This is a genomic window from Mixta calida, from assembly GCF_002953215.1.
Lineage (GTDB): Bacteria > Pseudomonadota > Gammaproteobacteria > Enterobacterales > Enterobacteriaceae > Mixta > Mixta calida.
Map to the genome: position 1 here is coordinate 1,159,394 of NZ_CP026378.1, position 26,882 is coordinate 1,186,275.

A 26,882-nucleotide genomic window follows, 5' to 3' on the forward strand; every position below is an offset into this window, starting at 1 on the left:
CGCCTTTGTCCGTTTTGGCGCGGCGTCAGGCGCTGCGGTTGCCGACGATGCGGCCTGCCTCCATCTGCACGGCGCGATCGCACATATGATCGATCACATCCGGGTCGTGGCTCACCAGCACCATTGTCAGCCCATCCTGCTGTTTCAGCTGATTCAGCAGATTGAGAATTTCCGCCTGCACCGACATATCCAGCGCCGAGGTCGGCTCATCCAGCAACAGCACTTTCGGCTCCAGCAGCAGGGCGCGCACAATCGCCACGCGCTGACGCTGGCCGCCGGAAAGCTGATGCGGGTAGCGTTCCGCCAGCGCCGGATCGAGGCCGACATGACGGAAGCCTGCATGAATGCGATCGTCGATATTGTCGCGCTTCAGCAGCTTCAATGGCTCCGCCAGCGTGCGGCGCAGGCGATGACGCGGATGCAGCGAGGCGTACGGATCCTGAAACACCATCTGCACTTCGCGGCGCAGGTCGCCGGTAAAGGCTTTTCCCGGCGGCGCCTGGTGGCCCGCCAGCCGCATTTTGCCCTGCCAGTGCGGATTCAGTCCCGCCATGACCCACAGCAGGGAAGATTTGCCGCAGCCGGACGGCCCTACCAGCCCAAAGCATTCTCCCGGCGCGACCGACAGCGATACATCATGCACCACGGTGCGCAGGTCGTAGCCGTGACGATGCGCCACGCTGAGGTTCTGTAAATCAATCATGCTCAAGCTGCACCTCCAGTGCGGCGCGATCCAGCACCGGCAGCGACTGGCCGTGCGTCGCCTTGCTGGGACGGCAGGCCCACAGCGTGCGGGTGTAAGGGTGAGTGGCGCGCGGCAGGTCGGCGGCGGGCAGGCTGTCGAGCAGCTGGCCTTTGTACATCACCATCACCCGTTCGCAATGTTCCGCTACCTGTTGCAGATCGTGACTGATCAACAGCAGTCCCATGTTGCGCTCCTCCACCAGGCGGCGGATCAGCGCCAGTACCTGATCGCGCATCGCGTGATCCAGCGCAGAGGTCGGCTCGTCGGCGATCAAAAATTGCGGATCGGCGATCAGCGCGATCGCCAGCATCACGCGCTGGCCCATGCCGCCGGAAAGCTGGTGCGGATAGCGCGTCATCAGCTGGGTCGGCTGCGGCAGGCCTACCGCCGCCAGCATCTCCGCCACCTTTTCCCGCCGCTCGGCGCGGCTCAGGCGATGGTGCAGCTTCAGCGGCTCCTCGACCTGCCAACCGACGGTGCGCGTCGGGTTGAGCGCATATTTCGGGTCCTGCATCACCATGCCTACCTCGCTGCCGCGCAGCTGGCTCCAGCGTTTTTCACTGAGCGTCAGGGCGTCGCGGCCTGCGATCTGCAACTGGCGCGCCTGCAAATGCAGCCCCGGCGCCAGCAGGCCCATCAGCGAACGGGCGGTAAGGGATTTGCCGGAGCCCGATTCGCCTACCAGCGCCACGCGCTCGCGTCCCAGAGTAAAGCTGACCTGGCGCACCAGCGCCGATTGCGCGCTGTGGATGCTCAGGTTATCCGCGATAACCAGCGGCGTATTATCAGTTGCCATGACGAGTATCCAGTCGGTCGCGCAGGCCGTCGCCTGTCAGGTTAAACGCCAGGCTGGCGAACAGAATGGCGCCGCCCGGCGCGGCCGCCACCCACCACTGATCGAAAATCACCTTGCTGCCTTCCGCCACCATTGAGCCCCATTCCGCGGTCGGCGGCTGAACGCCCATGCCCAGGAAGCCGAGCCCGGCGGCGGAGAGGATGATGCCGCCGAGGCTGAGCGCGGCGCGCACCACCGCGCTGGGCAGGCAGAGCGGCAGAATATGACCGAACATCAGGCGCAGGCCGGTGATGCCCTGCATGCGCGCGGCGGCGAGGTAGTCGCTGCGGCGCAGCGCCAGCGTCTCGGCGCGTGCCTGACGCGCAAAGGGCGGCCAGCTGGTCAGTGCCAGCGCCAGCGCGCCGTTCAGCAGGCCGGGGCCGAGGATCGAAACCAGCGCCAACGCGATCACCAGGTTAGGCAATGAAAGGAAAATATCGGTTATGCGCATTAATACGCGCTCGGTCCAGCCGCCGAGGTAGCCAGCCATAATGCCGACCAGCAGGCCGACGGGAATGGTCAGCAGCAGGATCAGCGACACCAGCAGCAGCGTCGGACGCGCGCCGTAGATCACCCGCGACAGCAGATCGCGGCCAAAGCCGTCGGTGCCGAACCAGTGCAGGGCGGAAGGCGGCAGCAGACGGGCCGAAATGGTCTGCGCGTTGGGATCGAAAGGCGCCAGCAGCGGCGCGAACAGCGCCATCATCACCAGGATCGCCACCAGCGCGCCGCCGACGAATAGCGTCGTCAGCCGACGGCGGCGGCGTCCCACGGGCGCCACGGTTTCAGCATCGGATAAATGTTGGGTCATCGGGTTCTCGGATCGGTTAACCAGGTCAGGGCGTCCGCCAGCGCGTTAAGCAGCACGAAACAGCCGCCAATCAGCAGCGTTGAGCCAAGGATTGCGGGCACATCGGAGGCGAAAAGCGCGGTGGTGAGATAACGGCCAACGCCGGGCCAGGCGAATACCGTCTCCGTCAGCACCGAGCCTTCCAGCAGCGTGGCGTAGGAGAGCGCCAGCACGGTGATCAGCGTGCCGCGCACATTCGGGAAGATATGACAGAGCAGGATGCGTCCGCGGCTGGCGCCTTTGGCGCGCGCCAGCGCAACATACTCTTTACCGCTCTCTTCGAGCAGGGCGGCGCGCAGCAGGCGCGTGATGCCCGCCATCGACAGCATGCCCAGCACCACCACCGGCAGCCAGAGGTGGGCGATGGCGTTGCGGAACATCTCGCGGTCGCCGGAAAGCCAGCTGTCGATCAGCACGAAGCCGGTTTTCGGCTCCAGCGTGTAGACCCAGATATCATCGAGACGGCCGGGTCCGGCGGACCAGTGCAGCACCGCGTAGAACAGCAGCAGCCCCAGCAGACCGAGCCAGAACACCGGCACCGAATAGCCCAGCAGCGAGATCAGCCGCGCCAGATTATCCAGCACGCTGCCCGGTTTCCACGCCGCCAGTAGCGCGAGCGCGATGCCGAACAGCGCGCCGAAAATCATCGCGCAGCTCGCCAGTTCGATGGTCGCCGGGAACGTGCGCGCCAGATCGCTGGCCACCGGCTGGCTGGTGATATGGGAGATACCCAGATCGCCGCGCGCCAGGTGTTCCAGATAGCGCCAGAACTGCACCGGCAGCGGCTGGTCGAGTCCTAAATCGTGACGCACCTGTTGATAAGTCGATTCGCTGGCGTGGTCGCCGGCGATCTGCAACACCGGATCGACCGGCGAGAGGTGCGAGAGCATAAAGGTGAACGCCAGCAGGCCAAGCAGCGTCACCAGCAGCGAAAGCAGGCTGGTGACGACGCGGCCGCCGCGACGCCAGAACTGCCGGGCGCGCCCGGCATCCGTTGCGGATAACGTCATTACTTACTGACCTGGCTGTAGTAAACCATATCGGGGTTGATGCCCTGCACGTAGCCTTTCAGGTTATCGCGGACGGCAATCAGGTTGCGCGCCTGCAGGCCGACCACGTACGGCGAGTTTTTCATCACTTCGCGCTGCATCGCCTGATAGAGTGCGATGCGCTTCGCCGGATCGCTTTCCGCCGTGGCGGCCAGCGTCTGCTTGCTCAGTTCAGGAATGTGCCAGTTGGAGCGCCAGGCGAGCGTTTTACTGCCGTCTTCCGGGTTGTAGGCGAAGGCGGAGGCGTTGGTGTTCGGATCGAAATAGTCCGCTCCCCAGGCGTTCAGCGTCGCTTCATACTTATGCGCCTTAACGTTGGTTGAGACTTCGGTGCTCAGGCCGGGGATCAGCTCCACGCGAATGCCGCCTTTGGCGAAGCTGGCCTGCAACGCCTGCGCGATATCCAGATAAGGCGGCTGGTTGCTGACCGCCAGCTTGAAGCTGACATTCTTCAGGCCCGCTTTCGCCAGGATCGCCTTCGCTTTTTCCGGGTCGTACTGATACGGCGTCTCGTTGAGCGCGCCGGGGAAGCCCTCCGGCAGGAAGGACTGATGCACCTGGAACTGGCCTTTCAGCAGATCGTCGGCGATGCCGTGATAGTCAAACAGGTAGCGCGCCGCTTCCCACAGTGCCGGATTTTTCAGCGCGGGCTGCGCGTCAATATTGAACTGTATGTAGTAGAGCGACGCCATCGGGATCGCCAGCGGCTTCACGCCTGGCTTGCCTTTCAGCGCCGCCATCTGATCGGCGCCCAGATTGCGGGCGATATCGGCGTCGCCCTGCTCAAGCAGCAGGCGGCGCGCCGCCGGTTCCGGCACGTTTTTGATCAGAATGTTTTTCAGCTTCGGCTTGTCGCCCGGCGAGCTGGGGTTGGCGGTCATCAGCACCACCTCATGCGGCACGTAGCGGCGGATCTGAAACGGGCCGCTGCCGGCGGAGTGGGTCGCCAGCCATTTGTTGCCGAGGTCATTATTCTGCTGGTTCGCCAGCACGGTTTTGGCATCGACGATCGAGGCCACCGGCGCCGCCAGCAGGCTCAGCACGTAGGCCGGGCTGACGTTGGCCTGCCAGCTGATCTGCACATGCTTGTCGTCGATTTTCTTCAGCTGGCCATCAACATTCTCTTTGGTCCAGCCGAGCTGGGTAAGAATGAAAGAAGGGTCGAGATTCAGCTTCACCACGCGCGACAGGGAAAAGATCACATCTTCCGGGCGCACCGGGTTACCGGAGGCGAAAGTCGCGCCGTCGCGTAGCGTGACGATCAGGCTGCGGTTATCTTTGCCCGCTTCCCAGCTGCTTGCCAGCGTCGGCTTCAGCTCGTTCGGGTTTTGCGGATCGGATTGCAGCAGACGCTGGTAGAGGTTGGTGAACGCCTGAACGGAGGTCAGCTCAAAGCCTTCGGCCGGATCGAAGCTGCTGGCGTCATCGATAGACTGTGCGATAACCAGGGTGTCAGGCGGCGTGGCCGCGCTGGCGGCGAAGCTGGCGCTCATCGCCAGCGTCAGAACTGCAGGAACAAAACTTTTCATGACGTTTCCTTACCGTTTTTTCGCGAGTGTAAGGGAACAACCGGAAGGGCTGATAGTAGAATAATCGCTATGCTTATGAGTAAAAGTTATAAGTCAGCCGAAATGGTTATAAACCTTTTCCGTCAGGACTGCAGCACGTACCAGAGAGAGGGCAGCAGCGCGATCAGATTATTAAGCATATGCAGGAATATCGGCAGCAGCAAACTGTTAGCGCGCAGCCGCGCATAGCAAAGCAGAAGGGAGAACAGCGTCAGCACCGCAAGGGTTTGCCAGTGGACATATTGCGTATGCATCACGGCGAACAACAGCGAGGTCAGCACGATGCAGGCGAAGCGGCTGCGCGGCGCCCACAGCAGAAACCCCTGTAGCAAAAAGCCGCGAAACAGAATCTCTTCAAACACCGGCGCCAGCAGCACGGCGGAAAACAGCAGAATCCAGAGCGAAACAACGCTCTGGTTCGCCTGATCTTCCAGCCAGCGCTCCGGCTGCAAAAACTGCGTCTGCGCCGCCATCAGCGCCAGCAGCAATGCCAGAAACAACAGCGTCGGCCTGGCCCGCAGCCGTCCCAGCGGGATATCGCTGCGGCGCGCCTGATAAAAACGGTAGAGCGGCCACAGCACCGCGAACTCAAACAGGCAGAGCACCGGCACCAGCAATCCCTTCTGCTGTAAATCGCCGTAGTTGGGAAACCAGGTGATCGCCAGCGTGATCAGATAGTAGAGAACAAAACTGCCAAGGTAGAACAGCGTCAGCGCAGCTCTGTCGTGTTGGGTTTTCATAGGCGGTGTCGGAAGCGGAAGGGAAGAGGAGTGTAACAACCGCCACGATCGCTGTCGAGACGCCCACAGAAGCGCGCTTTTTCTCTAAACAGTCGAGGCATCGGGCCGATAACGACTCTAAGCGTGAAATAAGCAGGAATCTACGCCGCGCCTCGCCAGTCGCTGCGTCTTATACAGCGGAGGTTGTACAACGCATTTTACCAGGGTTTCGTAGATGAATTTATCGCCTTTATTACCGTTTAACCTTCGCCCGGCTGAAAAGCCCACCACCTTATTTACGCGCCGTACGCTGGTGGTGCTGGGCTGTATAATGGGCGTCGTCCTTATCACTATGGTGACGATGATAGTTTTTATCGCCCTGCGGCAAAACAGCGCCGCGCTGGCGCAGGAGAAGTTCTTGCTGCGCAACGCCTGGCAGGATCGACAGCAGTCTGTTCTGACCGATATCCGCGATTACGCCTTCTGGGGGAAGCCTGGAACCATCTGCACCTGCGGGTGGATAAGGAGTGGGCGTTCGATCAGCAGAACTTCGGGCCGGGTCTCTACAGTGAATACCACTATGAAGGCGTCTTCGTCGTCGACGGCGCGGGACGCACGCGCTACGCGGTGATCAACGGCAAAGTCAGCACCATGCCGGTCGAACAGTGGCTGGGCAAGCTGAGCCGCAGCGTGGTGGATGAGGCGCGCGCGATGCTCGAAAATGAGACCGCGCTGGTAAAAAATGCGCGCGTTGAAGGCGCGCCCGCCATTGTCGCCGCCGCGCCGATCACCACCGGCAAAGTACCGGGGCTGGGAACCCTTCCCGGTCCGCCGTCGGTCATGATATTCGTCGACCGCTATACGCCGCGCAAACTGCTGGCGCTGGGCAACAGCGTCGGCGTCAGCCAGCTCCACACGGCGCCGGAGAGCGGATCGCCTTCGCGGGCGAGCATCATGCTGTCGGTAGAGCAGGGCGCGCCGCTGCTGGTCCGCTGGGAAAGCAGCAGGCCGGGGCACAATCTGCTGTTGGTAACGTTGCCGCTGCTGGCATTGACCATTTTGATGCTGGGCGTTATTTCGCGGCGCGTGGTGCGTCACGCGATGGATAATGCCCGTCTTTCTGATTGGCGCTTCGAACAGCTGCGCCAGAGCAAGAGCGAGCTGAGCCACAGCGAGGCGCGCTTCCGCGATGTGGCGGAAGCGGCTTCCGACTGGATCTGGGAGACCGATGCGCAGGGCATGCTGACCTATCTCTCGTCGCGCTTCACGGCGGTGACCGGTTATGACGTCGCGGTACAGAGCGGCAAACCGATCGACTGCCTGCTGATTGGCAACGGCCAGTCGGTGTCGGAGTGGATGCTGCGCCAGAGCGCGGGCGGCGAGCGACGCACGCTGCGCTGTCACTACCGTTCGGCGCAGGGCGAAGATCGCATCTGCAGCCTGGTGGCGAAGCCGATCGAGCTGCACGGCAAGCTACAGGGATTCCGTGGCACCGTGTCCGATATCACCCATGAGGTGGAGGCGCAGGCGCGCATTCAGTATCTGTCGCAGCATGACACGCTGACCGGTCTGCCTAACCGCCACCGCATGAATGAGTTTCTGAGCGGCAAGCTGCAGGCGCAGCCGACGGAAGCGCAGCCGCTGGTGATGTTCAGCCTCGATCTTGACCACTTTAAGCCGATTAACGACCTTTACGGCCACGCGGCGGGCGACAGCGTGCTGAATGAGGTCTCGCAGCGTCTGCGCGTCTGCCTTGAGCGGGACGATTTACTGTCGCGGCAGGGCGGCGATGAGTTTATTTTGCTGCTGAGCGGCCTGACCAGCGTCGAGGCGATCGAGGCGCGCTGTCGCTGCCTGATGAGTGAAATCCATAAGCCGTTCCACGTGGCGGGGCAGGTGGTGCATATCGGCGCGTCGATCGGCATCGCGCGCGCGCCGCAGGACGCGCTACAGCCAGAGGAGCTGCTGCGCATGGCTGATATCGCGCTCTATCAGTCGAAAAACCTGGGCCGCGACCGCTGGGTATTCTATTCGCCGGAAATGTCCGAGCAGCTGGTGCGCCGACGTGAAATGGAGCGCGCGCTCAGCCAGGCGGTGGCGCGGGACGAACTGCGCCTGTTCTATCAGCCGCGTTACTCGCTGCACAGCGGCCGCATGGATGGCGCGGAAGCGCTGCTGCGCTGGCAGCCGTCGCCGCCGGCGCTGGTAATGCCCGACAGCTTTATTCCGCTGGCGGAAGAAACCGGGCTGATCCTGCCAATCAGCGACTGGGTATTGCAGCGCGCCTGTCGCGACGCCCTGAGCTGGCCGCGCCCGTTCTACGTCTCGGTCAACATCTCGCCAGTGGAGTTTTGCCGCGGCGACCTGGTCGGACGCGTGGCGAGCGTGCTGCGCATAACCGGACTGCCAGCCGAGCGGCTGGAGCTGGAGATCACCGAAAATGTGACGCTGGAAAACCCGGACAACACGCTGAAAGTCATGCAGCGCCTGAAAGCGCTGGGCGTGCGGCTGACAGTGGACGATTTCGGCTCCGGCTACGCCTCGCTCGGCTACCTGAAAACCTTTCCGTTCGACGGCCTGAAGATGGATCGCTCCTACATGAAGGATTTCCCGCATTCGCAGCAGGCGCATTCCATCGTTAACGGCATTATCGGCCTGGGCAAGGCGTTTTCGCTGGTGATTACCGCAGAGGGAATTGAGAGCGCGGAGCAGTTTGCCGAACTGCAGGCGATTGCCTGCGACGAAGGACAGGGCTATTTCCTGGGCAGGCCGATGCCGGCAGGCGATTTTGTGCGTCTGCTTGAGACGGCGGATGAAACCGATAAAGAAACGGGCCAGCCAGTCTGACCCGTCAGGTGCTTAGCGAACGCGGACGGCCACACAGGTCATCAGCACCGCAAAGCCGATAAAGATAGCCAGTTCCATAATGCACCTCCTGAGATTAATCTTAAAAATTATAGCCAGAGAGTGGGTGAAATTTAGACTGTTTGTGCCTGTTTCACGCTTTGCGTCACAGTCCCGACCCGGATAAAGCGGTCCGCATTCGCTGGACGATCTGTTACGCTTTACCGCCAGTCACTGAACGAGAAGCCAAAGAGGAGAGTCACGATGAAACAGTATGGAAAAGCGGCGCTGGTGATGGCGCTGTTTACTCTGGCAGCCTGTCAGCATGGACAGAAAGGCGCTGACGCGTCGGCGGTCGATCCTGACGCCGACCGCTGCGGCGCATCTGGTTATCAGAGCTATGTCGGCAAACCGCTATCCGCCGTAAACAGCCTGCGTTTCGATCATCCGGTGCGCGCGATTCCTTATAACTCAGCGGTGACGATGGATTTCAATCTGAATCGCCTGAATTTCCTCGGCGATAAGAACGATGTGATTACCCGCGTTTACTGCGGCTAACGTCTGATTTATCCGTTGCGCGCAATTGTCTTGCGGCTGTCACGCTGCTGTCATCTGCGCCGGGCAGGATAGCGGGGAAATAACGTGATTTCCCCGTCACATAACAGTGTACTGCTCGTCTTCATTCCTCCCGCCTCGTGCGGGATTTTTTTATGGACGGATGCAGCGCCGTTACATTCGGCTACGCTTGAAAATTAGCTCGCTAACACATTGCGCTAAACGACAAACCGATGCTGGGGACGAGGGAATGCAGGAAAAAAGAGCGCTACGGGTGACGACCGCAACGCCGACGCTGCTGCGCGCGCTACAGGCGCTTGAATATCGTTTTACCGTCACGCAGGAACTGGACGCCGCTTTTGACAGGCCGGTGCGTGATGGCTTACGTGACGTGACGCCGCGCGAAAAAAACTATTTTAACGATCCGCAGCAGTTCGCCGCTTATCTGGATAGCCGCGACGGGGCGTTTTTCGTCACGCTGGTTGACGAACGGCCGGTCGGCTATCTGGCGGTCAGCCGCAACTGGAACGGTCTGGCGCTGGTGGAGGATATTGCCATCGACAGCGGGTTCAGACGCTGCGGCTGCGGCAGCGCCTTGCTGACGCACGCGATCGGCTGGGCGCATGAACAGCAGCTGGCCGGCGTCACGCTGGAGACGCAGAACACCAACGTCGCCGCCTGCCTGCTCTATGAAAAAATGGGGTTTGAGCTGGGCGGCATTGACAGGCATCTTTATCGCGCGTTGCATGCCCGGCCGGCGGAGGTGGCCCTGTTCTGGTATCTCTGGTTCAGATAACGCTAATCTTCGGAAGTGCCCTGCATCAGCTGCGCCAGCACGTTGCGATAGCTTTGCAGCACGCCCTCATCCTTTTCCAGATCGAGTTTTTTGATCACGCTGGCGATCAGCGCCTTATCCGTGGTGGGTTTGCCTGCCTGCATCAGCTCCATCATCACTACCGCCAACAGCTCTGCTTCTTTCGGCGCGTTCCACGCCGGGCTGTTGAAGTAGTCGGTAATTTCCCGGCCAGCGCTGGTGGATTGTGTTCTCATTCTCAACCTCCAAAAACGCAGCATCGACGCGGAGCGCCGACGGATCAGTGTCAGAGCAACAAGGGGCCAGAAAGGCACATCAACATGACTTGACGCCACCTTAAGGACAAGTGGCGATTTTTTAAACATAGAAGTGTGAATGAGAAATGTCAGTAACAAAATGAAATATTTTTGCGGCGTAATTAACCGCCGGCTGACGTGAAGGCGTGAGCAACCTCCAATACGCCGTTAATCACAAACTGCACGCCCATGCAGACCAGTAAAAAGCCCATCAGACGCGAGATGGCTTCACCGCATACCAGGCGACGGTCATAATCAGGAAAACGTAGCAGGCGGCCTGGAAAGATTGCTTCCTGCGTTCGCTGGCGCTCATATCGCCAGCCAGGCCTAAAAACAGGGCGACGGTGGTTAACGGATTCGCCAACGGCAGCAGCACAACCAGACCCAGCCCCACGGCGCAAAGCAACTCTGACATAGCGTGTTCCTTTATCTGTTTCCATTAAGGCAAATAAGCGCCTGCGGCAGTTGTGCCACAAAATAAGTTTTCTCTCAATCTGTCCGGCGTGCCGGGGCCTGGCGCCTGCCTGTCCGCTTTTTTCATGGCTCGCGCTAAAATCCCGCTTGCATTGCGTTGGCGATTATGAGTAAATGCATCGTCGGTTTGTTAAACAGAACCGGGTATGCGAGCAGTTTTAGTAAAGCAGTCTGCAGTGTAAGAGTTATCTCTGATATCCCTTCTTCAGTATCGCCTTCCTGAGTGCCTCATAACATCTGTACACAAACCTGTTGCCCAAGAGGCGTTAATATTCACTGAAGGAAAGACAAATGTCTGCAAAACTGACTGGTTTAGTAAAATGGTTCAACGCTGAGAAAGGTTTCGGCTTCATTTCTCCGGCTGACGGCAGCAAAGACGTGTTCGTACACTTCTCTGCAATCCAGAACCAGGGCTTCAAAACTCTGGAAGAAGGGCAGAACGTTGAGTTCACCATTGAAAACGGTCCGAAAGGCCCGGCTGCTGCTAACGTAACCGTACGTTAAGCAACCAGAATTCAAAAAACCCGCCTGATGGCGGGTTTTTTATTGCCTGAATTCAGGCTACTGAGCTTTTTCGACGGTGCCTGCGATACGCATCCTGTTCGGCTTTACGCGCCATCGCCTGTGGCGGTGAGCCGGGCGGGCTGGCGGATAAAAAAGAACCCCGGAATATCAGTGATATCCCAGGGCCTGATAGCGTGTTGCTACGTCACCGCAGTTTCGACGGCGGCGACGAATACGGGTCAGGACTTACGGCCGCCGTGGCTGTTTTGTCCGCCTTTTTTACCCGCTTCGGATGCTTTTTCACGGTCATTTTTGAAGTTGCCGCCGCTCTGCTGGCCGCCTTTTTTACCGGCTTCAGAGGCTTTTTCACGGTCTTCTGCAAAATTACCTGAACCACCACGATGTTCTGCCATAATCGTCTCCTGATTACTTTTCCAGTTTTGGTGAGCATCTAAGAATATGTTTATTACCTGGGTAATGCATATTCTGCGTTGTGACAATTTAAAGTGTAGGCGGAGTTATTTATTTTTCCAGCCGGAGAGGATTTTTTGTTGACTGATATAAACGACTGAAATAAATCTTTTTTCATATTATGTTGTATTTTATGTATTTTTAATGGTTTGATTTTATTGAACAAAAATAAAGAGATATTGATTTTTGCTACAGCCGCTTCCAGGACGTTTCTGAAAGGTATTGCCTGGTTCGCTGCGCTTGTTTTTTTTCGGGCAATTACCGCCTCGCCTGTTAGCGCGTCTCTGCATAAATAGTTTACAGAGCCTGAAACGGCACGGTTACGATAATATTTGGCTAGATAGCAATAATAAAACAGCCGTAAAAGAGAACCTGTTAATATAACGTCAGGGCGCTCCTGCCGCTACGTTTGTCCCTGACGTAGTATGCCTTTTCTGCTGTCTCCCGGCGCCGTTGATATTTAAAAAAAGAAATCTGTTTTAAGATAACCTGCAAAAAAAAGTGTAAAATATCAGTGGCCTCTGCTGTCATTTTGTTAATCATAGTGATAATGTCTGCCTTTACATTGTTATTGAGATAATGTGATGAAATACCTCATTGCAGAACTACTGGATAAGCTGGCGGAAAAAGAAGCAGAGTCGAAAGAGCTGGTTGCCCAGGTTGAAGCGCTGGAGATTGTTATGACCGCGCTGCTGCGAAAACTGGGTGACGAACAGCGACAGGAACTGAGTAACGGTATCAGTCAGGCACTGGCTACCGTTGCTGCGGATGGCGCAAAGCCGGAAGATGCTTCTTTGCTGCATGGTTATATCGACAAGCTTCTTAATCATCCTCGCTATTGATCCTGCCTTACGTTAACAACGGCCACCTGATACGGTGGCCGTTTGTTTTGCTGCCAGTGCCAGGGAAGATATCATGTCACGCCTTGCCGGAAAGTGATGCGTCGTCAGCATAACGCTATCGTGCTATTCATCGAACCCTGCCCGGCAAAGCGCCTTTGTAGTTACAACATACTTAAAAATGAACAGCCTCTGCAACCCTAAGTAGCATGGGCTATTTATCAGATACAGATAAATTAGCGCAAGGCAGAAAAGGCCATTTTGCGTTAGTTTTCCCATTCTCTCTGGAGGAGGGCCAAGGGTTGCGTAAGCACCTTTTAAGCAGAATTGAAGGTTACAGCGCCGCGCAGCGTTAACTGCGCGGCGACGCGTTAGCTTTTGCTCAGCGCCTGAGAGCGATCCATGCATTTTTCCATCGCGGCGATCACCGCCGAGCGGAAGCCTTTCTCTTCCAGCGCCTTCACTGCCTCAATGGTGGTGCCGCCGGGCGAGCAGACCATATCTTTCAGTTCGCCGGGATGTTTGCCGGTTTCCAGCACCATCTGCGCCGCGCCTTTGACCGCCTGAGCGGCGAACTGATAGGCCTGCGCGCGCGGCATGCCGCCCAGCACCGCCGCGTCGGCCATCGCTTCGATAAACATAAATACATACGCGGGCGCTGAACCGCTGACGCCGACGACTGCGTGGATCAGATATTCCGGCACCGTCTCCGCCTTACCGAAGCTATTGAAGATAGCCAGCACTTCGTCGGTCTCTTCCGGCGTCACCAGCGCGTTTGGCGTAACCGAGGTCATGCCCTCATTCACTAACGCAGGCGTATTTGGCATCACGCGCACAATTTTTCGGTCGTGTCCCAGCACGCCCGCCAGCGCGTCGAGCGTGACGCCCGCAGCGATAGAGACGACCAGCGTCTCTTTATTCAGGGCGCCCGCTACCTCTTTCAATACTTTTAAAATTACGTTGGGCTTAACCGCGCCGAACAGGATATCCGCTTCGCGCGCCACTTCTTCCGCGCTTTGCGCTGGGTTGAGACCATACTGCTGCGCCATCTGCTGATTGGTTTCTGATTTATGATCGTAGACCCAAATCTGGTCAGCCTTTACCTGACCGCCAGCAACCAGCCCGCCGATAATAGCTTTGGACATATTGCCGCAGCCAATAAAACCTATTTTCTTTTCCAGCATGGTTTTCCCTCTGCTTAGCCGTTTTCAGTTGTGCACCAGCTTACGTCATTCTGCCGCTTTATCCAGCTTCGGCTAAACTCAAAGCGTTACCGGAGGAGAGGAAAATGGACGATTTTCAGCAAGATGAAACGCGGAACCGCCGCTATCCCGTACAGGAGCATATGCGCTGGCAACGGCTGGAATGGCGTATTCAGAAGGTTGGATATGCGCTACTGCTGGCGATAGTAGTGAGCGGCGCCTGCGGCTTATTCTCGAAAGGCTTTCTCAGCGACAGAAAACAGGTCTCGCCGCACGGTAACCTGGAGGTCAAGTATGAGCGCTTTGCACGTCAGCAGAGCGATATGGCGATGACTATCCGCCTGCATGCGCTGCGCGACGGGCTGTACAGCATTACGCTCAGCGGCGATGGGGTGGATAATTTCCAGCTGCAAAGTATCCAGCCGCAGCCGTTGCGCGCGGAGAGCAGCGAAGCTTCCCTGACGCTCTGGTACAAAACGCAGAATATGAATCGCGGCGCCACCGTCTGGTTGGGCGGGCAGCCGCAGTCGCCGGGCAAATACGCCTTCGTCGTTAGCGACAGCAGCGGCGCGCAGGTGGGTTTTACTCAGTGGGTTTATCCCTAACAAACAGTGGGTTTATCCCCAGGAGCAGAGAGATGGAAACGGTATTACGCGCGGTAAGTATGTACTTCTTGCTGATGGTGGTGCTGAAAATTGCCGGGCGCCGTACGCTGCTGGAGATGACCAGTTTCGACTTTATTCTGTTGCTGATTATCAGCGAGGCGACGCAGCAGGCGCTGCTGGGCAACGACTTTTCGGTGACCGGCGCGGGTCTGACCATCATTACGCTGATTGTGATGGACATTTTCCTCGGCAAGTTCAAGGCCTGGTTTCCGCGTCTTGAACTGCTGATCGACGGCGCATCGCTGATTTTAGTCGAAGATGGCAAACTTCTGGCGCATCGGGCGAAAAAGGCGGGCATCACCGCTGAAGATATCCTCGCCTCGGCGCGCAGTTCCCAGGGGCTGGAGCGTCTCGACCAGATAAAGTTTGCCATTCTGGAGAAGAACGGCAAAATCAGCATTATTCCCCACTCCTGACAGGTAAACCGATGCCAATTTGGGTGGACGCCGACGCGTGTCCGAAAGTGATCAAAGATATTCTCTATCGTGCGGCGGAGCGCAGCCAGATCGAACTGATTCTGGTGGCTAACCAGCCGCTTGCCGTGCCGCCTTCGCGTTTTATCCGCACGCTGCGCGTCGCGGCTGGGTTTGACGTGGCGGATAACGAAATCGTTCAGCGCGTCAGCGCGACGGATCTGGTGATCACCGCCGATATTCCTCTGGCGGCGGAAGTGTTGGCGAAGGGGGCGGCAGCGCTCAATCCGCGCGGCGAGCGCTACAGCGAGGCGACGATTCGTGAACGGCTCACCATGCGCGATTTTATGGATACGCTGCGTTCGAGCGGCGTGCAGACCGGTGGCCCGGCGGCGTTGAACCAGCGAGATCGCCAGCAGTTCGCCGCTGAGCTGGATAAATGGTTGTTGGCGCGCCAGCGACGCAAACGCGACGCCGCGCAGTAAGGCAGGGCGACCAGCCAGGCAGACGCTGGTCGCGAAAATTTACCGCTTAGATTTAGATAAAGCTGTCGTCATCGTTGAAATCGTCATTGCCGAAATCATCGCCGCCGAAGCCGGCATTATCATCCTGCTCCCAGCTGGCGTCCTGTAAAAAGGCGCGATCGTCGCCGTTGTTAAAGGTGTCCAGGCTGGTGTCCAGCTGTTCCGGCTCCGGCTGCGCCGGTTCGTTAATAATATTCACAATTTCCTGCGGCTGAGAGTGGTGGAACATGCTGGTCAGCATATCCGCCATTACTACACCGCCCGCCACGCCCACTGCCGTTTGCAGCGCGCCGCCGAGAAAGCCGCTGCCGCGCGGCGCGGGCGCGCTGTAGGGCTGCTGGCCGTAAGGCTGTTGCTGCGCATTATAGGGCTGCTGGCCGTAGGGCTGTTGTTGCTGCGCATTGTTCCACGCCGGCTGCTGGGGCGCTGTGTGGCGCTGACCGCCGCCGAACAGCCCGGATAAAAATCCGCCGCTCTGACGCGCCGGTTGTTGTTGTTGCGCCTGCGCCAGACGGCTTTCCAGATCGTTCACCTGCGCGCTCAGCTTCTTCATCGCCGCCTCCTGAATCAGGATAGCCTGCGCCATATAGTAGGGCGCGGCAGGCTGCTGACGCAGCTGCTGCTCAATCAGGCGCTCCGCGGCCGCATCGCGGGGCGCAGACTGGCTCTCAGCCTGTTTTAGTCGGCTGAACAGACTCTCTATCAGACGTTGTTCTTCGCTCTGCATGGAAACCTCCTTAAACAAGCGTTATCTGTTTATTCTGGTCGCTGCGCGGGGAAAGTAAATTAACACTGCGTAAGTAAATATTGCCATCTGTCGCGCGCTGACATACTGGCTAGTCGCGCGCTGACATACTGGCTAAGTGTAGCCGCTGGTTTTTGTTCGCTAAGATGCACAGATATCCTCACTTTCCTTGCGTAAAAACAACGTTACAGCTGGCCCGGATTTTTTTTTGCCGGTATGATGCCGGGCATACACATTATGATCAGCCAACTGCGGCGTTACGCAGCGCTGGCGGAGGATAGCCTGTTATGTCGTCACCCATTTTTTTAATCGGCGCGCGTGGCTGCGGTAAAACTACCGTGGGCGAACTGCTGGCGCAGGCGCTGGGCTATGATTTTCACGATACCGACCACTATTTACAGCAGGTCAGCGGACAGACGGTGGCCGATATTGTCGCCGCCGAAGGCTGGGAAGGCTTTCGCCACCGGGAAACGCAGGCGCTGATGGCGGTAAGCGCGCCGGAAACCATCGTCGCTACGGGCGGCGGTATGGTGCTGGCGGAGATCAATCGTCGCTTTATGCAAGAGCGTGGCAGCGTCATCTGGCTGCAGGCCAGCGCCAGCGTGCTGGCTTCACGTCTCTCGGCTTATCCGCAAAGCTCGCAGCGGCCCACTCTGACCGGCCGACCCATTACTGAAGAGATGACGGAAGTGCTTCATCAACGCGAAGCTCTCTATCAGCAAACGGCGCACCATATTATCAATGCGATGCAGCCGCCTGAACAGGTGGCCGCGCAGATTCTGGATGCGCTTTCGCTGGCGCGCGCCAGCTAAAGGCGGGCGACAGCCCGACCGTCAGGAATATCTGTTTTTGTTACCTTTCTTTTCTGAAGCGACAGCGCCTCGGTCTCATTGTCTATACTTACACTACGAACGCTGACAGGCGAACGATCTCCGCCGCAGGCGAACGGAGAGTAACGGATACCACTTTCATCAAAAGAGGGAAGACATTATGCCGAGCAGACCACCCTATCCACGTGAAGCGCGCATTGTTCAGGTTGATAAAGGGGCAGCAGGAGAGAGCGTAACGCGTTACGAACTGCGCGCCGATCATCCGAAACCCAACTCGCTGATTAGCGAACATGAAAGCGAACAGGAAGCGCTGGATGCAAAAGAGCGCTACGAAAGCCGCGACAAAGATTAACCTGGCGGGCATGGACGCCTGTTAATAGGCGGCAGTAGAGAAAATCACTTTGAACATGGCGCTTTAACGGAAAAAAAAGTGTATCCTTCCGTGTATGTCGCCGTTACGTTATTGTTCCCTGTCATTGATATTATTTAACCTGTTTTTGCATCCGCAAAAATAAGCGATACCTGTTGCATATTATAGAGATATCTCTGAAAACCGCATTTCAGCCTTGACCTAGCTGGCCATGCAATTTATTTTCCTGCCCACAATGTGAATTCTTGCTGGCGTCATCGCCTTCTTTTCATCAAATAATTAGCGATGCGGCAGGCGGAGCCGTTAATGGCGCGCCGTTTAAACGCTCAGGAAGTGTGGCCAATTTACTGCTTAAAGGTTATCGTCAGAAATACACCTGTTAGCTATATATAATCGTCGCTTTCGATGATGGCCTTTAGCTTAAGGCTGTGCCAGGATGATATTGTCCCGGTAAAGAAGATAATCGCTGGATAATAGCCTGATGGCTCATTATCCGCCGGACAAATTCGCCGCGGCGCCTTTGATAGCGCGCAATGGTTGGGGAAGAGCGCCCAGCCTTACAGCCGTGCGGTGATGATTATCAGACGATGGCGTCTATTATCGGGGGCGAAAAATGTAACGTTAATTTATGCTAACGGGAGAACGAAGCCGCAACGAAAGTTTATTTATTCACTTTTGCTTATCTGACGATTACTTTATCAGAAAATACCAGGGTAATAAGGGAAATATTCAGCGAAATAATGCATTTTGTACCGCAGCACAGAAGATAAAACCCCTGTAAAAAACAGGGTATTTCGTTGAATAAAAAATGATGACGTTTTATAAACGCATTAACAAACAGGAAAACGGCAGCGGTTCAGGGAATAACCTGGCCATATACCTTTTCCGCCGGACACATCGAAGACGCGTCGCAAAGCACAATTCTTGCGGTGCCTGCGGTGAACCGCTAAGTCCGGCTATTTACATGGTCGAAGAATAAATAATGAAACAGACACTCGTAATCGTGACCATTGCACACTCTCCGCGCAGCGATATAACCCCGCTGCTGCTTGAACACCTGCCTGAAGAGCAAATATTGCGCGTCAGCCTGCTTGAAGGGCTTTCGGCGGAAGAGATCGAAGAAAAATACGCGCCTGAGGAACATGAACGCACGCTGGTGACGCATCTGCCGGATGGTTCGCCGTTCACGCTCTCCGCAGATAAAGTGGAAGAAGGATTGCAGCAGCTGATCTGGCGGCTGGAGGCGCAGGGCACCGAAACCATTCTGCTTCTGGGATATGCCGCTGATCGGCTGCAAACGCACAGCGCCGTCCTGCTGGAGCCGGATCGTATTGTACCGCCGCTGGTTAAGGCTATTGTCGACGGACATCAGGTAGGCATCATGATTTCTGCGGAAGATCCGCTGCGACAGCAGGCGATTAAGTGGCGTAATCTGAGTCATCCCGCGCGCTTCGCCGTCGCCAGCCCTTATCACAACGATAATGAGACGCTGATCGATGCGGCGCTGCAGTTGCAGGAGCAGGGCGCGGATGTGGTGGTATTGGACAGCCCCGGCTATCACCAACGCCATCGTGATTGCCTTCAGCAGCTGCTGGGCATACCGGTGCTGCTCTCTCATGTGCTGCTGGCAAAAATGGCGGCGGAGCTGCTGGTATAAGCAACAATTGAGATGACAAAGCGCGCGTTTAGCCTCTACACTGCCGATTCATCCATTTTTGGTTTCGGGGAAGTTGCATGCTGAATGTAAGCGAGTACTTTGAAGGGAAAGTGAAGTCGATTGGTTTTACCAGCGCCAGCACCGGGCGCGCCAGCGTGGGCGTAATGGTGGAAGGAGAGTATGCCTTCAGCACCGGACAGCCTGAAGAGATGACGGTCGTCAGCGGCGCCCTGAATGTGCTGCTGCCCGGCGAAACCGAATGGAAAACCTATGAAGCGGGCGGCGTGTTTCACGTGCCCGGCCACTGTGAGTTCCATTTGCAGGTCGCGGAGCCGACCTCTTACCTCTGCCGCTATCTTTAAGCGGCCGTAGTAAGTGCGCCGCCAGCGGCGCACTTACCGGCTTAGCGCTGCGCTTCGCCGCCTAACGCTTCCGTCAGATTGCTCACCAGCGCCGCCAGCTCGCTGGTCATCAGAATAAAGTCCGCGTCGAAACGCTGAGCGAAATCTTCACGATCGATATCGTCATTTTGCTCACGCAGCGTGTCGGCAAACTTCAGGCGCTTCAGCGAGCCGTCGTCCGCCAGCACCAGCTGAATGCGTTCCTGCCAGTCCAGCGCCAGTTTCGTCACCAGCTTACCCGCTTCGATATGGTTGGCGATCTCATCGCAGACCAGATCCTGTTTTTTGCAGCGGATAACGCCGCCATCTTCCAGAATCGCTTTCAGCTCCGCTTCATCCATCAGCGCAAAGCCCGCCGGCAGATCGCCGGAGCGCACCCATTCGGTCAGCGTCAGCTCGATCGGGTTTTCCATCGTCAGCGGCACTACCGGCAGTGAACCGATGCTCTTACGCAGCAGCGCCAGAGTGTCCTCCGCCTTTTTCGCGCTGGCGCAGTCCACCATAATCAGGTTATTAACGCTGTCGATCCACAAAAAGGTCTGGCTAAAACGGCTGAAGGCGCGCGGTAGCAGGCTGTGCAACACCTCATCTTTCAGCGCGTCCTTTTCGGTCTTTTTCAGCTTGCGCTGCTGTTCCGCTTCCAGCTTCTCGATCTTCGCTTCCAGCGACTGTTTGATCACCGGCGACGGCAGGATCTTCTCTTCTTTGCGGGCGCAGATCAGGATCTGTCCGTTATTGACATGGGTCAGGGCCTCACTGCGCGAACCCATCGGCGAAACCCAGCCGGTTTTCGCCATATCCTGACTGCCACACGGGGAAAAGGAAAACGCAGCGAGTTGTTTTTCCAGGTCGTCTGCGGACAACGGGATGTCACGATTCAGACGATAAATCATCAAATTTTTAAACCACAACATAGGGTTTTCCTTTGCCGGTTGTGCATTAACGCACAGCTCATAAACGGTGCTGCGCATGATAGCGAAACATCGTCGGCGGGTCATTGCCTTTCCTGCCGTCGCCTTCTAATGTGAACAGCATCGGGATAATGAATGAGGAGAAAGCTGTGCGCATTGGCATTGACTTAGGCGGGACAAAAACGGAAGTGATTGCGCTCTCTGACGCAGGCGAGACGCAGTTTCGCCATCGCGTGCCCACGCCGCGCGACGATTACCCGCAGACGTTGCAGGCGATCGTCGATCTGGTTCGGCTGGCGGAGGAGAAAACCGGCGAACGGGGCAGCGTCGGCTTAGGCATTCCCGGCACGCTTTCGCCCTATACCCAGCGGGTGAAAAACGCCAATTCCACCTGGCTTAACGGTCAGCCGCTGGATCGCGATCTGGCGCGCCTGCTGGAGCGCGAGGTGCGCATCGCCAACGACGCCAACTGCCTGGCGGTGTCGGAAGCGGTGGACGGCGCGGCGGCAGGCAAGGCGCTGGTGTTCGCGGTGATTATCGGCACCGGCTCCGGCGCGGGCATCGCCATTAACGGCGTCTCGCGTATCGGCGGCAACGGCAACGCTGGCGAATGGGGCCACAATCCGCTGCCGTGGATGGACGCCGACGAGCTGCGTTACCGCGAAGAAGTGCCCTGCTATTGCGGGCAGCAGGGCTGCATCGAAACCTTCGTCTCCGGCACCGGCTTCACGACCGACTATCATCGACTGAGCGGCAAACGGCTGAGCGGCGCGGAGATTGTGGCGCTGCTGGCGCAGCAGGATCCGCTGGCGGAACTCGCCATGAGCCGCTACGAGCTGCGGCTGGCGAAATCGCTGGCGCAGGTGGTGAACCTGCTCGACCCGGATATTATCGTGCTGGGCGGCGGCATGAGCAACGTCGATCGCCTCTACCAGACGCTGCCGCAGCTGATCAAACCCTGGGTGTTTGGGCGCGAGTGCGAAACGCCGATCGTGAAAGCGCAGCATGGCGACTCCAGCGGCGTGCGCGGCACCGCCTGGCTCTGGCCGCTGAACAGCAGCGTTTAACCTGCGGCGTCGGGGCTAAAGGTGATGATCGCCTGCTGCGACGCGCCCGGCGGCGGCGGCGGCAACTGCGGCGTGCTGCCTACCGTCTGCCAGGCCTGCAGGCAGAGCGGCTCGTCGCCCTCGGTGCGTAGCACCTGATAGCCGCGTCGCGCATCGTAATTCAGCGTCACGTCGCAGCGCTGGCCACGATAGCGTTCGCCGTGAGAAAAGTTGCGCGTGATGCGCCATTGCAACTCTTTTACCCAGGCGCATTCCTTTTTAGCCGACGCGCAGCCAGCGAAAAAGTTGGGCGCGGCGGGGTTTGGCGCTGGCGGCTGGGCGCTATGGCAGGCGCTCAGCAGCAGCGCGAACAGCGGAGCGAAGCGTAAAGCGGACATCATCTTTCCTTCCGGTCTGAGGAGTTTCGTCGCGCACGGTAACATGCGCGGCGCGACGAAAACAGGCGCATCAGACTGAAAATAACCGGTCCAGTCGGCTGTAGCCCAGACCATTCACCTTCCTGACTTTAATCTGTACCGGGATACGCTCTTTCATCGCGTCGACATGGCTGATTACGCCGATAGTTTTGCCGCTGGCGTTCAGCGCGTCCAGGGCGTCCAGCGCGGTATCGAGCGTGTCCGCATCGAGCGTGCCGAAGCCCTCATCCAGGAACAGCGATTCGATACGGGTTTTATGGCTCACCAGATCTGAAAGCGCCAGCGCCAGCGCCAGGCTTACCAGAAAACTTTCGCCGCCCGACAGGGTGCGGGTATCGCGCTTCGCGTCAGCCTGCCAGGTATCCATGACCTGCAACTCCAGCGTATCGGCGGATTTGCGTTGCAGCAGATAGCGTCCGTGCAGGCGATTCAGTTGCTGGTTCGCCAGCCAGACCAGGTGATCGAGCGTCAGCCCCTGGGCGAAGCGGCGGAACTTATCGCCGCTGCTGGAGCCGATCAGCTGATTCAGGTAGCCCCAGTCTTCGGTCTGCTGCGCGTTATCCTCAATGCGCTGCAACAGCGCCTGCTGCTGCTGGCGCTGCGCGTCGTCGCTCTCCAGCTGCTGGCGCAGCTGCCCCTGCTGACGAACAAGGTCACGCAGTCGTTGCTGCTGCGCTTCCAGTCGTGCCTCCAGCTCCGGCAGCGCGGCGCTAAGATCGGCCGGACGGTCGGCAAGATGCTGCGTCAGTCGCGCCTGCGCCTGCTGCGCCACCGCGTTCGCCTGCTGCCGCCGCGCCTCCAGCGCCTGACAGCGGGTGCGTAGCTGCATCGCCTGCTGTTCATCCAGCAGGGCGGCGCGAAAAGCTTCTTCATCGCTGAAATCGCTCTGCGTCAACGCGTCGATAAACTGCGCACTGCACGTTTCATAGCGTTTCTGCGCCGCCTCCTGCTGTTGTGCCAGAGAATTATGCTGTCCGGTCAGGTTATTTAACCGATCCTGTCCCTGCTGCCAGCGCTGCTGCCGTTCGCGGAGAAGGGCGTCGGCCTGGGCCAGCCGCTGCTGCCACTGTTGACGCACCTCCGACACCGCGCTGTCGCCCAGCAGCTGATGACGCTGTTGACGCAGCTCGCTCAGCTGTCGCCGCTGCGACTGCGCCAGCTGTTCCGCCCGTTCCCGCTGTTGCGCCAGCTGCGTCAGTTCGTCATCGATGCCGCGCAGCGCGGTGTCGCAGGCGGCAAGGCGCGCGGCGATATCGGCCAATAGCTGTTCGCTTTTCTGCCAGCGCCGCCACGCCTCCTGACGATCCTCAAGCCAGGCCTGCTGCGCCTGCGGCTCCGGCAGCGTCAGCTGATGCTGCGTCAGCTCCTGCGTCAGAGCTTCGTCCAGCAGCGCCAGCTGTTCGCTTAACTGCCGCTGCTGCTGTTCCGCCTCCTGCCGTTGCTGACGCAGATAGCCCAGCTGTTGTTCCGCCAGCTGGCGCGCCTGATGCTGCTGTTGCCAGCGCTGCTGACAGGCCGCCAGCGCCTCTTTCGCCTGCTGATAAAGGCGCGCGGCGCCTTCGCGCTGTTGCAGCTGCGCCTGAAGCTCGCTCTCCTGCCGTTCCTGCTGTTCGATCCAGGCGCTGAGTCCCGCTTCGTCTTCCGGCGCCAGCGTCAGTTCGGCGGCGGCCAGCAGCGTATGCCACTCATCCTGCTGGCGCGTCAGTTCGGCGCTCAGCGTCTGCTGTTGCTGCATCAGCCGCTGCTGCTGGCTTTGCAACGCCTTCAGCTGCTCGCCGCAGGTGACGCCTTCGATGCGCAGCTGCTCTTCCTGCTGGCGCACGTTCTCCAGCCGCTGCTGATTCTCGTTCAGCGTCAGGGTTTGATAGTGCGCCACCGCCGGATGCTCGGTGGCGCCGCAGAGCGGACAGGGCTCGCCGGCGATCAGGCGGGCGCGCTCCTGCTCCAGACTGACGATGCGCTGCTCCAGCTCCAGGCGCTTTTGCAGGTCGATCCGGTGCTGGTGCTTCTCTTTCCACGCCTGGCGACGCTGTTCCAGCTGCTGCGTTTGCTGCACGATTAGTTCATCCAGCGCCAGCAGCTCCTGCTGCTGTTGCGTATGACGCTGGCTGAGAGGGCGCAGGGTGGAAAAGCAGATCGCCAGCTTTTGCCGTAGCGGTCGCTGCCGCTGCTGTTGCTCCAGCTGACGGCGCAGCGCGCTTTCCGGCTGCTGCTCTTCTAACGCAGTAAGCGCTTGCTCAGCCTGTGCCGCGTGCTGACGCGCGCGTTCAAGCTCGCTTTCCAGCGGCGTCGACGCTGAAGCGAGTCGATCGGACAGCTGCTGCTGTTCATTCAGCTGCTGCTGATGCTGGCGCTGTTTTTCCTGCATCGCCGTCAGGTTCTGTCGCAGCTGTTGCTGCTGCTGAAAACGCTCGCGCCAGCCGCCCAGCCGCTCGCCCCAGTCCGCCACTCCGGCATGGTCGCGGCGCCACTGTTGCTCTTGCTGCTGCTGCGAAAGCAGCGTCTGCCGTTCGTCGCTGAGCTGGCGTCGGCGCTGCTCGCGCTGCTGCTGCGTGCGCTGGCTTTCCTCCAGATTCTGTTGTTGCAGCGTCAGCTGCTGCGTCAGGGTAGCGATCTGATGGTCGAGCGGGATCACCTGGTCGTTGATCAGCGTTTCCTGCTGACGCCACTGGTCGTTGAGCCGTTTATTCTCCTGTTCGGCCAGCAACTGCGCCTGTTGCATTGTAAGTAACTGCTCGCTTTCGAGTTTGAGCGCGGCAGTCAGCTGCTGCGTTTGCTGCGCCAGCTGTTGCAGATCCTGCTGTAGCTGGCTGCGCTGTTGCCAGAGCGGACGCAGCTTTTCCGCCGGTTCCGCCCGCGCCAGCTGCTGACGCGCCGGTTCCGCCTGTTGCCAGTCGCTTTCCGCCTGACGCTGAGCGTCGGCGGCCTGCTCCGTTTCCTGAGTCAGACGCTGCTGCTGGCTGAGCCACTGGTGTTGCTGCTGAGTAAGCGCTAACTGTTTTTGCAGCTCTTGTTCCTGCTGCGTCAGTGCGCCTAATGCCTGCTCAAGTTCCTGACGCGCCGCCGGCTCCAGCAGCGCCATGCCCGCCGCCCGCGCGCGCAACTGGTCCAGCTCGATGCGCGCCTGCTTGTGCTGTTCATAGATGCGCGCGGAAAGCTGGCCGTAGATCTCGGTGCCGGTCAGCTCCTCCAGCAGTTCGGCGCGGTCGTTGGCGTCGGCGTTGAGAAACGCGGCGAACTGCCCCTGCGACAGCATCATCGATTTGGTGAAGCGGGCAAAGTCGAGTCCGGTTAGCTGGGCGATCATCTCCAGCTTATCTTTAACCTTGTCGGCGACGATAACATTGTCCGCGCAGCGAGCCAGCTCGACGCGCGGCGCCTGCAGGTTGCCGTCCACCGCGCCGCGCGCCCGGTTCTGACTCCAGAAGGCGCGCCAGGCTTCGCCTTTGACCTCAAATTCCACCTCGGCCAGACATTCAGCGGTATCGCGGCTGATCAGCTCGTTCTGCGTTTGCGAGATTTTGCCCAGCCGCGAGGTTTCGTGATAGAGCGCCAGGCAGATGGCGTCGAGCAGGGTGGTTTTACCGGCGCCGGTGGGGCCGGTAATGGCGAACAGGCCGCTGCTGGCGAACGGTTCGCGGGTGAAGTCGATTTTCCACTCGCCCTTCAGCGAGTTGATATTTTTAAAGCGCAGCGAAAGGATTTTCATGGCTGGCTCTCCTCGCCATGATGCAGCGCCTCCAGCGTGCCGCTGAATAGCTGACGCACGCGCTGTAGCCGCGCCTCGTCGGTCTCTTCCTCCTGTTCCAGCCGCCGCTCGAACACCTCTTCAACCTTGAGCTCGCTCAGCGTCTCGTTTTGCAGGCGCGCCAGCGCGCGTTCGCGCAGTTCGCGACTGCGGCGCATCAGCAGCACCTCGACCGGCAGTCCTTCCGTCAGCGCCTGAATATGCTGCTGCATATTGTGCAGGTACTCTTGGGTGGTGATTTCGATATCGAGCCAGACCGGCTGTTCCGGGCTGGCGTCGGCAAACGGCTTCAGCTGCGCCTCGATTTCCGCCAGCGTGCCTTTGATCGTTTGCATCGGCTGGAAGCAGGGCACCGGCAGCGGCGTGACGCGCGCCAGTTTGCCGTCGGCAAAACTTACCAGAAAGACGCTTTTCTCGCTGCCCAGCTCGTCGAAGCTGAGCGGCAGCGGCGACCCGCTGTAGCGAATATGCTCGCTGTTGGCGATGCGCTGCGCACGATGGATATGACCCAGCGCGATATAGTCGGCGGGCGGAAACGCCTGCGCAGGAAAGGCGTCGAGCGTGCCGATATAGATATCGCGCACCGCTTCGCTCTTACTGACGCCGACGGTGGTGAGATGACCGGTGGCGATCACCGGCAGCGGCGTCGTCGCCTGTTCGCTCAGCCTGCGCGCATGCTGATAGCTGCGCTGATAGTGTTGCGTGATGGCGCTGAGCAGCGTCAGCTGCTTCTGCTCGCCGGACTGGCCCGCCTGGCTGCGCATAATATCGCGCGGGCGCAGGTAGGGGATGGCGCAGAGGATAGCGCCCGGCTCGCCCTGGCGCGTTTTCAGGGTAAGCACTTGCTCTTCGGGATTGCCGCTGGCGGCGGCGATCACCTGCGCATTCAGACAGGCGAGCAGCTCGCGCGATTCGTTAAGGGTGGCGACGGAGTCATGGTTGCCGCCCAGCACAATCAGCTGGCAGCCGGTGCGTTGCAAATCCACCACGAAACGGTTGTAGAGTTCGCGCGCGTAGCTGGGAGGCGAGCCGGTATCGAAAATATCGCCCGCCACGATCACCGCATCCACCTGATGCTCCTCCACGCGGTCGATCAGCCAGTTAAAAAAGGCCTGATGCTCGGCGGCCCGACTGCGGGTATAGAAAAACTGGCCGAGATGCCAGTCTGAAGTATGGATAATGCGCATAGAACTCCCAGCTAAAAGCAGAACGCCGGAGGCGATTATAACCAGAGCGCTGGCGCAGACCAGGTAAAATCCGCTGCGAGCACGTCACAAAAGCGTTACTTAAGCGTCGCGCAGCCCGTGCATTTTTCATAAATCTGTCATAAAACTGACGCATAATGACGCCGCAAATTCCCGTGACAGAAC

At 58.9% G+C, this 26,882-nt stretch carries 27 protein-coding genes and 1 pseudogene; 13 read left to right on the forward strand and 15 right to left on the reverse strand.

Annotation, left to right across the window (positions count from 1 at the left end):
* Window positions 1–25: 25 nt before the first annotated feature.
* From C2E16_RS05395 to C2E16_RS05420, 6 genes are all read right to left on the reverse strand, one after another.
* Window positions 26–703 (reverse strand): ABC transporter ATP-binding protein, encoded by a 678-nt coding sequence (locus tag C2E16_RS05395; protein WP_084971558.1) that lies wholly within the window; start codon window positions 701–703, stop codon window positions 26–28.
* A complete protein-coding gene (locus tag C2E16_RS05400; RefSeq protein WP_038627698.1) occupies window positions 696–1,541 on the reverse strand; it encodes an ABC transporter ATP-binding protein in 846 nt (281 codons plus the stop codon). Before C2E16_RS05400 ends, C2E16_RS05395 begins: the two co-directional genes overlap by 8 nt.
* Window positions 1,531–2,391: an ABC transporter permease gene (locus tag C2E16_RS05405; RefSeq protein WP_104951437.1), complete on the reverse strand. Its 861-nt coding sequence runs from the start codon at window positions 2,389–2,391 to the stop codon at window positions 1,531–1,533. The genes C2E16_RS05400 and C2E16_RS05405 overlap by 11 nt, the downstream gene beginning before the upstream one ends.
* The gene (locus C2E16_RS05410) at window positions 2,388–3,440 is read right to left on the reverse strand and encodes an ABC transporter permease (protein WP_084970409.1); all 1,053 of its coding nucleotides are present in this window, start codon (window positions 3,438–3,440) and stop codon (window positions 2,388–2,390) included. Before C2E16_RS05410 ends, C2E16_RS05405 begins: the two co-directional genes overlap by 4 nt.
* Window positions 3,440–5,008: an ABC transporter substrate-binding protein gene (locus tag C2E16_RS05415; protein WP_038627692.1), complete on the reverse strand. Its 1,569-nt coding sequence runs from the start codon at window positions 5,006–5,008 to the stop codon at window positions 3,440–3,442. The genes C2E16_RS05410 and C2E16_RS05415 overlap by 1 nt, the downstream gene beginning before the upstream one ends.
* 122 nt (window positions 5,009–5,130) lie before the next feature.
* Window positions 5,131–5,787: a CPBP family intramembrane glutamic endopeptidase gene (locus C2E16_RS05420; RefSeq protein ID WP_038627690.1), complete on the reverse strand. Its 657-nt coding sequence runs from the start codon at window positions 5,785–5,787 to the stop codon at window positions 5,131–5,133.
* A 495-nt stretch (window positions 5,788–6,282) separates the two neighbouring features.
* Here C2E16_RS05420 and C2E16_RS05425 point away from each other — a divergent pair, with 495 nt between their 5' ends.
* The 3 genes from C2E16_RS05425 (at window position 6,283) to C2E16_RS05435 (ending at window position 9,961) form a co-directional block, all read left to right on the forward strand.
* Complete coding sequence (locus C2E16_RS05425) at window positions 6,283–8,613, forward strand: bifunctional diguanylate cyclase/phosphodiesterase (RefSeq protein ID WP_257152259.1); 2,331 nt, start codon at window positions 6,283–6,285, stop codon at window positions 8,611–8,613.
* Window positions 8,614–8,874: 261 nt separating this feature from the next.
* Entirely contained in the window at window positions 8,875–9,168 is a 294-nt protein-coding gene (locus C2E16_RS05430) for an I78 family peptidase inhibitor (RefSeq protein ID WP_084970410.1), read from the forward strand.
* Window positions 9,169–9,415: 247 nt separating this feature from the next.
* On the forward strand, window positions 9,416–9,961 hold the full coding sequence (locus tag C2E16_RS05435) for a GNAT family N-acetyltransferase (RefSeq protein WP_162287225.1): 546 nt from the start codon (window positions 9,416–9,418) through the stop codon (window positions 9,959–9,961).
* 2 nt (window positions 9,962–9,963) lie between these two features.
* Here the strand turns inward: C2E16_RS05435 and C2E16_RS05440 are convergent, their stop codons facing one another.
* Window positions 9,964–10,215 carry a biofilm development regulator YmgB/AriR family protein gene (locus C2E16_RS05440; RefSeq protein WP_038627685.1) on the reverse strand — a complete coding sequence of 84 codons (252 nt, stop codon included), beginning with the start codon at window positions 10,213–10,215 and terminating at the stop codon, window positions 9,964–9,966.
* 292 nt (window positions 10,216–10,507) lie between these two features.
* Window positions 10,508–10,690, reverse strand: a pseudogene (locus tag C2E16_RS21360) (MarC family protein); the annotation flags it as partial.
* 350 nt (window positions 10,691–11,040) lie between these two features.
* Here C2E16_RS21360 and cspE point away from each other — a divergent pair.
* Complete coding sequence (gene cspE / locus C2E16_RS05450) at window positions 11,041–11,253, forward strand: transcription antiterminator/RNA stability regulator CspE (protein ID WP_038627682.1); 213 nt, start codon at window positions 11,041–11,043, stop codon at window positions 11,251–11,253.
* Window positions 11,254–11,492: 239 nt separating this feature from the next.
* Here cspE and C2E16_RS05455 read toward each other — a convergent pair whose 3' ends face one another.
* Window positions 11,493–11,666, reverse strand: a complete 174-nt coding sequence (locus C2E16_RS05455) for a con-10 family general stress protein (RefSeq protein WP_071883701.1) — start codon at window positions 11,664–11,666, stop codon at window positions 11,493–11,495.
* A 642-nt stretch (window positions 11,667–12,308) separates the two neighbouring features.
* On the opposite strand from C2E16_RS05455, the gene iraP reads away from it, so the two are divergent.
* Complete coding sequence (gene iraP, locus C2E16_RS05460; protein WP_084970412.1) at window positions 12,309–12,566, forward strand: anti-adapter protein IraP; 258 nt, start codon at window positions 12,309–12,311, stop codon at window positions 12,564–12,566.
* A gap of 368 nt (window positions 12,567–12,934) precedes the next feature.
* Here the strand turns inward: iraP and proC are convergent, their stop codons facing one another.
* Window positions 12,935–13,747, reverse strand: a complete 813-nt coding sequence (gene proC / locus C2E16_RS05465) for a pyrroline-5-carboxylate reductase (RefSeq protein WP_038627677.1) — start codon at window positions 13,745–13,747, stop codon at window positions 12,935–12,937.
* A 104-nt stretch (window positions 13,748–13,851) separates the two neighbouring features.
* On the opposite strand from proC, the gene C2E16_RS05470 reads away from it, so the two are divergent.
* The 3 genes from C2E16_RS05470 to C2E16_RS05480 are packed head-to-tail and all read left to right on the forward strand — an operon-like array spanning window position 13,852 to window position 15,328.
* Window positions 13,852–14,370, forward strand: coding sequence for a hypothetical protein (locus C2E16_RS05470; RefSeq protein WP_084970413.1), 519 nt, complete (start codon window positions 13,852–13,854; stop codon window positions 14,368–14,370).
* A gap of 32 nt (window positions 14,371–14,402) precedes the next feature.
* Window positions 14,403–14,846: a DUF421 domain-containing protein gene (locus C2E16_RS05475; RefSeq protein ID WP_038627673.1), complete on the forward strand. Its 444-nt coding sequence runs from the start codon at window positions 14,403–14,405 to the stop codon at window positions 14,844–14,846.
* Window positions 14,847–14,857: 11 nt separating this feature from the next.
* The gene (locus C2E16_RS05480; protein WP_038627671.1) at window positions 14,858–15,328 is read left to right on the forward strand and encodes a YaiI/YqxD family protein; all 471 of its coding nucleotides are present in this window, start codon (window positions 14,858–14,860) and stop codon (window positions 15,326–15,328) included.
* A gap of 52 nt (window positions 15,329–15,380) precedes the next feature.
* On the opposite strand, the gene C2E16_RS05485 is transcribed toward C2E16_RS05480, so the two are convergent.
* Complete coding sequence (locus C2E16_RS05485; RefSeq protein ID WP_084970414.1) at window positions 15,381–16,094, reverse strand: DUF2076 domain-containing protein; 714 nt, start codon at window positions 16,092–16,094, stop codon at window positions 15,381–15,383.
* A gap of 305 nt (window positions 16,095–16,399) precedes the next feature.
* Here C2E16_RS05485 and aroL point away from each other — a divergent pair, with 305 nt between their 5' ends.
* The 4 genes from aroL to ppnP all read left to right on the forward strand — a co-directional run bounded on the left by aroL (window position 16,400) and on the right by ppnP (window position 19,331).
* Entirely contained in the window at window positions 16,400–16,924 is a 525-nt protein-coding gene (gene aroL / locus C2E16_RS05490) for a shikimate kinase AroL (RefSeq protein ID WP_084970415.1), read from the forward strand.
* Between the two features lie 178 nt (window positions 16,925–17,102).
* Window positions 17,103–17,294 (forward strand): YaiA family protein, encoded by a 192-nt coding sequence (locus tag C2E16_RS05495; protein ID WP_038627666.1) that lies wholly within the window; start codon window positions 17,103–17,105, stop codon window positions 17,292–17,294.
* Window positions 17,295–18,294: 1,000 nt separating this feature from the next.
* On the forward strand, window positions 18,295–18,969 hold the full coding sequence (locus C2E16_RS05500) for an AroM family protein (RefSeq protein WP_038627664.1): 675 nt from the start codon (window positions 18,295–18,297) through the stop codon (window positions 18,967–18,969).
* Window positions 18,970–19,046: 77 nt separating this feature from the next.
* Window positions 19,047–19,331: a pyrimidine/purine nucleoside phosphorylase gene (gene ppnP, locus C2E16_RS05505; RefSeq protein WP_038627663.1), complete on the forward strand. Its 285-nt coding sequence runs from the start codon at window positions 19,047–19,049 to the stop codon at window positions 19,329–19,331.
* A gap of 41 nt (window positions 19,332–19,372) precedes the next feature.
* Here the strand turns inward: ppnP and rdgC are convergent, their stop codons facing one another.
* On the reverse strand, window positions 19,373–20,284 hold the full coding sequence (gene rdgC / locus C2E16_RS05510; RefSeq protein ID WP_084970422.1) for a recombination-associated protein RdgC: 912 nt from the start codon (window positions 20,282–20,284) through the stop codon (window positions 19,373–19,375).
* A 146-nt stretch (window positions 20,285–20,430) separates the two neighbouring features.
* On the opposite strand from rdgC, the gene mak reads away from it, so the two are divergent.
* Window positions 20,431–21,348 carry a fructokinase gene (mak, locus tag C2E16_RS05515; RefSeq protein ID WP_084970423.1) on the forward strand — a complete coding sequence of 306 codons (918 nt, stop codon included), beginning with the start codon at window positions 20,431–20,433 and terminating at the stop codon, window positions 21,346–21,348.
* Here the strand turns inward: mak and C2E16_RS05520 are convergent.
* The 3 genes from C2E16_RS05520 to sbcD form a co-directional block, all read right to left on the reverse strand.
* Window positions 21,345–21,725 carry a cell envelope integrity TolA C-terminal domain-containing protein gene (locus C2E16_RS05520; RefSeq protein ID WP_257152260.1) on the reverse strand — a complete coding sequence of 127 codons (381 nt, stop codon included), beginning with the start codon at window positions 21,723–21,725 and terminating at the stop codon, window positions 21,345–21,347. The genes mak and C2E16_RS05520 overlap by 4 nt on opposite strands.
* A gap of 70 nt (window positions 21,726–21,795) precedes the next feature.
* On the reverse strand, window positions 21,796–25,473 hold the full coding sequence (locus C2E16_RS05525) for an SbcC/MukB-like Walker B domain-containing protein (RefSeq protein ID WP_104951438.1): 3,678 nt from the start codon (window positions 25,471–25,473) through the stop codon (window positions 21,796–21,798).
* On the reverse strand, window positions 25,470–26,699 hold the full coding sequence (gene sbcD / locus C2E16_RS05530; RefSeq protein ID WP_084970417.1) for an exonuclease subunit SbcD: 1,230 nt from the start codon (window positions 26,697–26,699) through the stop codon (window positions 25,470–25,472). Before sbcD ends, C2E16_RS05525 begins: the two co-directional genes overlap by 4 nt.
* Between the last annotated feature and the right edge of the window lie 183 nt (window positions 26,700–26,882).